Annotated in this window: 11 protein-coding genes; 9 read left to right on the forward strand and 2 right to left on the reverse strand. The window is 69.2% G+C overall.

Translation table 11 applies throughout. The annotated features are described in order from the left end of the window. The 3 genes from ACFU8Q_RS31550 to ACFU8Q_RS31560 form a co-directional block, all read left to right on the forward strand. Positions 1-509: tetratricopeptide repeat protein (locus ACFU8Q_RS31550; RefSeq protein WP_384460462.1), on the forward strand; the 509-nt coding region annotated here is incomplete at its 5' end. Positions 510-777: 268 nt separating this feature from the next. Beyond that, entirely contained in the window at positions 778-1,245 is a 468-nt protein-coding gene (locus ACFU8Q_RS31555) for a GntR family transcriptional regulator (RefSeq protein ID WP_384460466.1), read from the forward strand. Beyond that, positions 1,242-1,814, forward strand: a complete 573-nt coding sequence (locus tag ACFU8Q_RS31560; RefSeq protein WP_384460469.1) for an HD domain-containing protein — start codon at positions 1,242-1,244, stop codon at positions 1,812-1,814. The genes ACFU8Q_RS31555 and ACFU8Q_RS31560 overlap by 4 nt, the downstream gene beginning before the upstream one ends. On the opposite strand, the gene ACFU8Q_RS31565 is transcribed toward ACFU8Q_RS31560, so the two are convergent. Next, on the reverse strand, positions 1,802-2,275 hold the full coding sequence (locus ACFU8Q_RS31565; protein ID WP_384460472.1) for an NUDIX domain-containing protein: 474 nt from the start codon (positions 2,273-2,275) through the stop codon (positions 1,802-1,804). The two genes, ACFU8Q_RS31560 and ACFU8Q_RS31565, sit on opposite strands and share 13 nt — an antisense overlap. A gap of 2 nt (positions 2,276-2,277) precedes the next feature. Continuing rightward, positions 2,278-3,036 carry an XRE family transcriptional regulator gene (locus ACFU8Q_RS31570; RefSeq protein ID WP_384460475.1) on the reverse strand — a complete coding sequence of 253 codons (759 nt, stop codon included), beginning with the start codon at positions 3,034-3,036 and terminating at the stop codon, positions 2,278-2,280. Positions 3,037-3,736: 700 nt separating this feature from the next. Between ACFU8Q_RS31570 and ACFU8Q_RS31575 the strand changes: the two genes are divergently transcribed. From ACFU8Q_RS31575 to ACFU8Q_RS31600, 6 genes are all read left to right on the forward strand, one after another. After that, positions 3,737-4,045 (forward strand): hypothetical protein, encoded by a 309-nt coding sequence (locus ACFU8Q_RS31575; protein ID WP_384460478.1) that lies wholly within the window; start codon positions 3,737-3,739, stop codon positions 4,043-4,045. After that, positions 4,045-4,329 carry a DUF6303 family protein gene (locus ACFU8Q_RS31580; protein ID WP_384460481.1) on the forward strand — a complete coding sequence of 95 codons (285 nt, stop codon included), beginning with the start codon at positions 4,045-4,047 and terminating at the stop codon, positions 4,327-4,329. The genes ACFU8Q_RS31575 and ACFU8Q_RS31580 overlap by 1 nt, the downstream gene beginning before the upstream one ends. Continuing rightward, entirely contained in the window at positions 4,326-5,393 is a 1,068-nt protein-coding gene (locus ACFU8Q_RS31585) for a DUF2637 domain-containing protein (RefSeq protein WP_384460484.1), read from the forward strand. Before ACFU8Q_RS31580 ends, ACFU8Q_RS31585 begins: the two co-directional genes overlap by 4 nt. Continuing rightward, the gene (locus tag ACFU8Q_RS31590) at positions 5,390-5,896 is read left to right on the forward strand and encodes a hypothetical protein (RefSeq protein ID WP_384460487.1); all 507 of its coding nucleotides are present in this window, start codon (positions 5,390-5,392) and stop codon (positions 5,894-5,896) included. The genes ACFU8Q_RS31585 and ACFU8Q_RS31590 overlap by 4 nt, the downstream gene beginning before the upstream one ends. A gap of 40 nt (positions 5,897-5,936) precedes the next feature. Further along, positions 5,937-6,275 carry an RRQRL motif-containing zinc-binding protein gene (locus ACFU8Q_RS31595; RefSeq protein ID WP_384460490.1) on the forward strand — a complete coding sequence of 113 codons (339 nt, stop codon included), beginning with the start codon at positions 5,937-5,939 and terminating at the stop codon, positions 6,273-6,275. A gap of 73 nt (positions 6,276-6,348) precedes the next feature. Next, positions 6,349-7,904: hypothetical protein (locus tag ACFU8Q_RS31600; RefSeq protein WP_384460493.1), on the forward strand; the 1,556-nt coding region annotated here is incomplete at its 3' end.

The following is a 7,904-nucleotide window of genomic DNA, read 5'->3' on the forward strand; positions in this document are numbered from 1 at the left end:
GCAACACCGGTGACACCCTGCGGCAGCTTCATCGTTACGACGAAGCCCTCGCCGCCCATTCCACCGCTCGCGCCCTCTACGAGCAGACCGGTAACACCGGCGGCCTAGCCATCGCCTGGGGCAACACCGGTGACACCCTGCGGCAGCTTCATCGTTACGACGAAGCCCTCGCCGCCCACACCACCGCCCGCACCCTCCACGAGCAGACCGGCGACACCCACGGCCAAGCCACCGCCTTGAGCAACGTCGGGTCTATTTTCCGAGGACTCCGCCGCTACGGCGAAGCCGTGGCCGCTGGCGGGGGTGCGGCGGAAATGCTGGAGAGCCTGGGGGACCTCACGAGTGCTGGAGAGGCTTTTGGTGAACTGGCGACCAGCCTTGATGCAGCTGGCGCCGCTTCCACGATAGTCAGGGACACCTGGCTGCGCTCAGCTAGAGCCTATGACGCGGCGGGCGCAACGGAAAAGGGAGAACAGTCACGCTCGAACGCGGCAGCTAAGGGGCCGTAGAGAAGTGCGGAATCTGGTGGTTGAGGGCGGGATCGCGTGCTTGGGCAGGAACCCAGCCGCAATGTACCCCATCTCTGACGTCAGGTGGCTGACTGCTCTGAGCGCGGCACGGACGTCGGTCGGGCTGGAGCGGAGCGAGCCGCCTTGATGAAGTAGGGAACTCTTACCGTGCTGTCACGCCTGGTCTCAGTCTCTGGTCCGGGGGCATCCATGCCATAGGAGGCACATGGCAGGCTTAAGGCAACTACGGCCAAGAGGGGGAGAACGCGTGTCGCAGCAGGCCAGCCCTCGGGGAACCTTCCTGAAGATCGCTGATGTTGTCAGGGCGCAGATCGACGCAGACGACGAGATGACTGAGCTGCCGTCGGCTGCGGACTTGATGCGCGAGCACGGGGTATCTCGTGGCGTCGCGCTCCGAGTCTTCGGTGTTCTCCAGAAGGACGGGGTCGCGGAATCGGTGCCCGGCGGGCGCTGGCGGGTAGTTCGGCGTGGGCAGTCCGTCGACCGCCGGCCGTTGGCCGAACGCCTCGCTGAGGTGATCACGGATGACGGGCTTGCCGTGGGGGCAGCCTTCCCGAGTGCGTCAGCCCTGTGCGCGCGCTTTGACGTCTCGCGGCCGACAGTGAGTAAGGCACTCGACAAGCTGCAAGCCGCTGGGCTGCTGTCGGAAGGGAGGCAAGGGAAGCAGCGAACCGTGCTGTCCCTGCCGAACCGAGAGGAGAGTTCCAAACCTTGAGCACCACGGGACTGACTGAGTGGGCTTATCCCCTCGCCGAGTCACTGCTCTCCGAGCCCCTGCCTCGCAGGTGGGCGCATTCGCGGGGTGTGGCAGAGAGAGCCCGTACGATTGCCCCGATCCTGGGTTCGGATGCGGATCTGATGGAGGCAGCCGCGGTGCTGCACGACATCGGTTACGCGCCGGACCTGGCCAAGACCGGCTTTCACCCACTGGACGGTGCGCGGTACCTCCGGGACGTTGCCCGCGCAGACGAGCGGGTCGTGTGCCTGGTAGCGCACCACTCCTGTGCGTGGATGGAAGCAGAGGCGCGCGGGCTGCGCGAAGAGCTGGAGGGAGAGTTCCCTCGGCAGCATCCCCACCTCGCTGATGCGCTCTGTTACTGCGACATGAATACGACGCCGGACGGCACCCCGACGAACCCCTTGGACCGGGTGAACGAGATCGCAGGGCGCTATGGATCGGACAGTCTGATCGGCACATTCATCCGCCGGGCCGAACCGGAGATCCTCGCCAGTACCGCACGTGTCGTCGAGCGGCTCGCCGCCGCCAAACGTCAGCCGACGTAAGGCGCGGTCCGCGTCCGGTCCATTGCGTGCTCGATCCTGAGCCGCATGGTGGGGTGGATGTCGAATTCCAGCAGGTCTGCCGGGGAGACCCAGCGGACCTGTGTCGTTTCGTTGCTCGTGCGGAGATCGCCGCCGACCGGGCGAGCGCGGAAGCAGATACTGAACTGCTGCCGGGCCTCGCCGTCGTCGTACAGCATCACGTGCCCGGGGTCGGTGTAGATCCCCGACATATCGACGACTTCGGCCCTGATCCCGGTCTCTTCCCACACCTCGCGTGCAACGGTGTCGCTGATGGACTCACCCACGTCATGGCCGCCGCCAGGCAGTGCCCAACGCCCGTTGTCGGATCGTTGGATCAGCAGGACCTCACCTGAGTCGTTCTGCACGAACGCCACGACGGAGGGCACTACCGAGTTGGCCGGCGGGGCTTCGGGGTCGTGAAGGTAGTCGATGCGTCCCATGCTCAGGCTCCCGTGATGTCGTGATCCTCGACCGGGCGTGCGCTGCCCCAGGCCTGTTCGATGCTATTCGCGTAGGTGTCGAAGAGCCCGCCACCGGGGAGTCGTCGCAGATGCAGGACAGGCGCCATATACGCCCCGATTCCGTACACATGGGTGTTCACGAGCATCTCGTCGTCGGACCGGAAGAGCGAGTTGTAGAGAGTCCCGTCGTGCAGGCGAAAGTCGATGTCGGGGTGACTCGTGAAGAGTGGGCGGTAGTTCATCAGTGCGTTGCGGATCTTGCCGTCCATGATGCGGTGGCCTTCGTCTATGCCTCGCTGGTGCACCGCAGCGCAGGCAGGATCTCCCAGCAGGATTCGCACCTGGGTTGTCCCCTTCACCTTCCTTTTCAGGAGGTCATGGAACAGGGGATCTTCCGACAGCCATAGACCGGAGTAGACGAGAACATCAAGGCGCGCTTCCGCCCGTTCGTAGATCTCGCGCCACAAGCTGTTGGGCACCATGTGGCGGTGCGGATAGATGGTGACGATCTCCGCTTTACTCAGGTCAGTTGCCGTGTCGACTGCGCGGGAGTCGTCCCACAGGGTCGTCACGTCCACGTTGAGCAGTGACGCCGTGGCGTACTGATGGCGCCGGTACGGCACCTTGCCCTGGGTGATCCAGCGTTCGACCGTCTTCGGGTTGACCTCGATCGAATCGGCAAGATCCTGCACGGTCATGCCCTGCGCGAGGAGCGCCGACCGCAAGCGTTCGTTGGACATCGCAACCCCCGGTGGGACGTCTAGGGACCTCTTGAAGGTAACCAGATGGATCCGAGCTGTCCACGCATGGGGTAACCAACGCCCCTGGCCTGCGCCGATGCTGATGATGCGCCAGGTAGTTCCGGCGCGAATGCAAGAAGTCCCACCGTTCAGCTTGACGGACTATGATGTAGGACCTGTAATACAGGTACCGCATCGGTTCGCCGGTGAGGCGGAGCGACAGGAGGGCCCTATTGGGGCGCTCTTGAGTAGAGGGCGGGGACGCTGCAATCCCGCTAAAGGCCAGGTTGAGCAGGGTTTCGGCCCGTACTGGCGAGGTGGCCCGGTGACCGCGAGCAACGGCCGGAGTGTGGGGACGAGATCCCCCTTGCAGTGCGACATCCCGATGAGGCCGGCCGAGAGGAACCCAATGATCAGGCGATGTACCGAGGCGCTGCCCGCGCTGGACCGACGCGGGAAGCAACGCCCTTGGCGTCAGAGGCCGCGCAGTGCTGGCCGCCCGTTTGGACCGTGATTCCCGCGGCTATCGCGGGGCCGGTTGCCTCCCCCGCCCGTCCGGACCCATCGGGTGCCGTACGGGCGGGGCGGAGGGGAGCCGGAGAACGTCCTTCCTGCTTCACCCACACAACGGCGCGCGGCCCCAGTGTCCTACCACCGGGGCCGCTTTCCAGGCCGTTTCACCGCGAGGAGAAAACGACCCATGAAGACCATCGTTGCTGGTCGCGAGCCTGTTACCGCGACCGAGTTCATTGAGCTGGCTCTGGGTATCGACTTGGAGCTGTTCACTGGTTCGGCCACGGAGTCCGCGATGGAGCGGGCGGCGCGGCTGGACGTCGCCCGCGAGGTCCTCGCCGACCTGCGGGAGAGCGACCCGGAGGCCGCGGCCTACGCCGAGTCGCTGCTGCGGACCCTGCCGCTGAAGACGCGACGGCCCGACGGCCGGCGCCCGCGCCGCACGGTCCGGCGCCCGATGAAGGGCTGCACTGCCGGTTCGGCGGTGGCCGCGTGATGGAGCACACCACGCAGATCTCCAACCGCGGCGGCCGGTGGCGCCTGTACGTCGCGCTGCTGGGCGTCCCGGTCTCCCAGTGGCCTGAGCACGACTTCGGCCCGGCGGTCCCCGTGCCGACGGTGGCCGAGCGTTCACGGGCGCTCACCGCGCTCGGCTTCGTGTTCACGGACGACGCCGAGTGGGAGTGGACGGAGTACAGCGAGGCGCACGGCGACGACGCGTCGCCGGTCCGGCTGCTGGCTTCGTTCCGCGTGCGTTCACGGGACGGGGGTCAGCCGTGAACAGTGCTCAGATCCGTTCAGCGGACCGGGCCCTGTCGGTCGGCACGTGGCTGATCGTGGCCGGGGCAATGCTGTATTCGATCCTGACCGTTACCCCGCTCGCGGCCCGTCACACGCCCGACGCGTGGCGGTGGACGGCCCCGATCCTGCCTCTGGTCGTCGACGCCGCGGTCGTCATCGTGGTCCGCCTGGACGCCACGATGGCCCGCCTCGGCGGGCACGGCGGGTGGTGGCCCATCGTCCTGCGGTGGATGACCGGCTGCATGACCCTCGCCCTGAACGCGGCCGACTCCGCCCTGCAAAAGGACCTGGTCGGCGTGGCCGTGCACTCGGTCGCACCGCTGCTGCTGATCGTCACGGCAGAGACCGGACTCGCCTACCGGCGGGCCATCGCCGCCGCACTGACGGACCTGCACGCCCGGCAGCAGGCCGAGAAGGAAGCCCGCGAACAGGCCGCCGCCGACCGGCGCGAAGCGGCTGACCGCCGCGCCCGCGAGGAACGCGAGCACAAGGCCACGTTGGCCCGTGAACAGCGCGAGCACGAAGCCGGTTTGGCGCGTGAACAGCGTGAGCACGACGAGCGGGCTCGACGTGAGGAACAGGACCGTGCCCAGGCGCGGGAGCGGGCTGAGCGTGAGGCCCGTGAACGCGATCAGGCCGAGCGTGAACGCCGTGAACGCGAGCGTGAACAGCAGACCCGCGAGCGTGAACGCCGTGAACAGGAAGCCACCGAACATCGGGCGCGGGAGCGGGCTGAGCGTGAGGCCCGTGAACGCGATCAGGCCGAGCGTGAACGCCGTGAACGCGAGCGTGAACAGCAGACCCGCGAGCGTGAACGCCATGAACAGGAAGCCGCGGAACGCCGGGCTCTGCTCTCTGCCGGCCCTGCTGACGAGCGCCTGCCCGAGGACCGGGCCCGGCAGATCGTGACCGCCGCGTTCGAGTCCGGGCTCGCCGTGCGGGCCGCATCTGAGCTGTGCGGCTGGTCGACCGGCTGGGTCTCAGCCCGCTACCAGGAACTGCGCGACCCCAAGACCACCGCCCTTGAGGGAGCTTCCGCATGATCGCCGTCGTTCGCACCCGCACCCTGCACGTCCTGCGTGCCGGCCTCGCCGAGGCGGAGACGGCAACCACCGCCGCCCGCGCCCAGTCCGAGCAGCACCGGAAGGAAGGCGAGACCGCCACCGACTCCGCGATCCGAGCAGAGATCGCCCTGGAGGAACTACGCGCCACACTCGCCCGCACCACCGCCAACGCCGCCCGGCTTAAAGGTGAGCTGGAGACCCTGCGCGCCCAGTCCCTGCTCGACACCGAGGACCGGCAAGCCCTGCGGACGCTGCTGCGCATCACCCGGAAGCAGAGCGCTCGGGCCGACCGCGTCTACGTCCTCTTCCACCAGGGGGAGCTGCACAGCGTGCACGCCACCCCTCAGGCGGCGGAGTCCGCGGCCGAGGCCGAGGGCGCGCCCCGCTCCGGATGGACCGCACACACCCCGGGTGCCGCCTTGCCCCCGGCCTCCGAGGTCCTGTGGCGGGTACAGCCGCTCCCCCTCGGAGGTGCCCGGTGAGCGACATCGCCGATGGCCGGGCGCTCGAAGGCGCGACGCCGTGAGCACCCTTCCGGTCTACCGGTGGCGCCTGGCCCCGGACGGCTATGCCACCTACCGCCAGCTCCGTGCCCTTGGGCTGCGGCCGGGTGGTCAGGACGTCGCCGCGCAGCTCGAACGGCCCCGGCGCCACCGGGGCCCGCTGATCGCGTACCTCTACCGCATCGACCGCGCCAAGCCGGTCCGGCCGATGACACCGGGCCGGGCCGCGGCGCTCGCCAAGGCCATGACCGCCCGCCGTACCTGCCCCAACTGCGGGCGGGATGCCGGGTACTGCCTCCCGCGCTCGCTCGGCGTGTGCGTGGCCTGCGCCTTCCCCGAAGAACAGTGCGCCGCCTGAAAGCCAGCAGGGCCCGGCCCTCTCCACCACAGATCGCGCCGGGCCCCCAACTCCGTGAAGGAGCGCACTCAGCATGACGGACACCACCATCACTCCGGTAGCGGCCTCCGAGGTCGCCCCGGACACCAGCCCGCCCCCGGCCCCCGAGCAGAAGCCCGCAGAGGCCACTGGGGTGGAGCACACGCCGGGCGGTTGGCCGGTCGTCCCGCTCGCGGTGACCGGCACCAACGCCACCACGTCCCTGCTCGCCGCCGCCGCGCTCGTCGGAGGTCCGGCCGCCCTCGCGGTCGCTGCCACCGGCGCGGTCGTCCTCGGCACGGCTGCCGCGACCCGCAAGCACCGTGACAAGAAGAAGTCCCGCAAGGCCACGGGCCGAACGTCGCGCTCTGCGGCCGGTGCTGGGTCGACTGGCCGGACCGCCCGTCACGGCGGCGCCGGTCGGATGCCGGGCCAAGCTCGTAACGGGAACGCCAGCACCAGTAAGACCGCAGGTCGCAGCCGAGGGAAGGCGGGCCGCGGCACGGCCGGTTCCTCGCTCGGCACCGGCAAGTCGGGCCGACTGAAGAACAGCCCAGGCATCACCCGGCAGACCCCGTCTAAGCAGGCGTCCGCCGGGGCCCCGGGCAAGTCGCAAAGTCGTGCGGGACAGGTCAAGGCGCTGCGGGAGAAATCCCGGCAGTCGGCCCCGTCCCGGTCGGCACGCCGGTCTGAGACGGCCGGTGCGCGGCGGTCCCTGGCGGATGCGCGCCGGGGTGCAAAGAGCGCGGCCCGTTCGGCGTCCATGGCCCGTACCGGGCCGATCGGCCGGTCCGTGAGCAAGGCCGCGGGCCGGGTCGGTGCCGCCAAGGGTGCGGTGGTCGACCGCAACCGGAGGGCCCGCGACCAGCGGACCGCCGGGAAGGTCGCCGCCCAGCGCGATGACGTGCGCAAGGCGCCGGCCCGGAAGAAGGCACGCAAGGCGCTGTGGCGGTCCGCGGCCCGGTTCCAGGGGCGCCGCCTGTTCGCCGCGTTGCTCGCCGGAGCTCTCGGCTTGGTCGGCATGGTCACCACGCCGCTTGGCCGGAAGCTCGGTTGGGCCTGGCTCCAGTACCCCGGGCGTCGCCTGTACGCCCGGATGACCCGCACCGCCGAGGAACAGCGCCAGGACCGGGACGACGCCATCCGCGCCGCCCGGCAGGACGACGAAGCCGCCGCCGACACCGAAGCCGCCGACAACGCCGACCAGATCAGCGACACGGCGAAACGCCCCGAGGGGCCGACGCCGGCAGCACCCACCACCAGTGCGAGTGAGGGAGAGAACGTGTCTGGCTTCCGGTTCGAGGAGTACGCCGCGGAGATGGAATCCGCGGCGGGGCAGTACGACCCCGAGAACGCCATGGAGATCCTGGCCATGGTCGAGGGGCTCCCGGCCGCGCTCACGAGCGTGGCGAACGTAATGCGGGTCCTGGCCGAGCGGGCCGATTCGGAGTTCCCGCTGGAGAAGGACGTCGCGGACGGCTTCAACGACATCTTCGGCGCCGTCATGAGCGCGGTCGCGGTCGCTGAGGACATGGGCCCGCTGTTCCGCCAGTCCCACGAGCAGGACATCGCCCGCCACGAGGACCCGCGCAACGGGCCCGAGGCCGAGAA

The sequence above is a fragment of the Streptomyces sp. NPDC057543 genome, assembly GCF_042801895.1.
GTDB lineage: Bacteria > Actinomycetota > Actinomycetes > Streptomycetales > Streptomycetaceae > Streptomyces.